This window comes from Amycolatopsis minnesotensis, from assembly GCF_039529815.1.
Taxonomy (GTDB): Bacteria; Actinomycetota; Actinomycetes; order Mycobacteriales; family Pseudonocardiaceae; genus Amycolatopsis; species Amycolatopsis minnesotensis.
Window position 1 is genome coordinate 1 of record NZ_BAAANN010000131.1, and the last position, 1,010, is coordinate 1,010.

1 protein-coding gene is annotated in these 1,010 nt (G+C 68.9%); it reads left to right on the plus strand.

Annotated features, from left to right (window positions below):
• Positions 1–17: 17 nt before the first annotated feature.
• Positions 18–1,010, plus strand: a 993-nt coding sequence (locus tag ABD256_RS44160) for an acyltransferase domain-containing protein (RefSeq protein ID WP_344432400.1), incomplete at its 3' end; no start/stop codon positions are given.

Below are 1,010 nucleotides of genomic sequence, written 5' to 3' on the forward strand. Positions count from 1 at the left end.
CGTCTCGGCTTGCGGTGGTGTTTTCGGGGCAGGGGTCTCAGCGGGTGGGGATGGGGTGGGGTTTGTCTGGGGTGTTTCCGGTGTTCGCGGCGGTGTTCGATGAGGTGTGTGGGGTGTTGGCGGGGTTGGGGTGTGAGGTGCGGGAGGTTGTGTGGGGTGGTGATGAGGAGGAGCTGAATCGGACGGGGTGGGCGCAGCCTGCGTTGTTCGCGTTGGAGGTGGCGTTGTTCCGGTTGGTGGAGTCGTGGGGTGTGCGGCCTCGGGTGGTGGCGGGTCATTCGGTGGGTGAGGTGGCGGCGGCGCATGTGGCGGGGGTGTTGTCGCTGGTGGATGCGTGCCGGTTGGTGGTGGCGCGGGGCCGGTTGATGCAGAAGTTGCCCGCGGGTGGGCGGATGGTGTCGGTGCGGGCGGGCGAGGCCGAGGTGGCGGGGTTGCTGGTGGAGGGGGTGTCGCTGGCGGCGGTGAACGGGCCGGAGTCGGTGGTGCTCTCCGGTGCCGGGGACGCGGTGGAGATCGTGGTGTCCCGGTTGGTGGAGCTGGGCCGGAAGGTGACGCCGTTGCGGGTTTCGCACGCCTTCCACTCGTCGTTGATGGACCCGATGCTCGAAGAGTTCCGGGACGTGGTGTCGGGGCTGTCGTTCGCCCCACCGACCATTCCGGTGGTGTCCACCGTGACCGGCGACCTCGCCAGCGAACAGCAGCTGTGTTCTCCGGAGTACTGGGTCGAACACGTGCGCCGCACGGTCCGGTTCCACGACGGCATGAACACCCTCACCGCACAGGGCGTCACCGCGTTCCTCGAACTCGGCCCCGACGCACCCCTGACCGCACTCGCCTCCGACAACAACGGCACCACCGTCCACACCGCAGCCCTGCGCCGCGACCACGACGAACCCACCACCCTGCTAAACGCGCTCGCCACCCTGCACGCCCACGGCACCCCCATCGACTGGCCCGCCTGGTATTCAGGCACCGGCGCACACCGAACCGACCTCCCCACCTACGCCTTC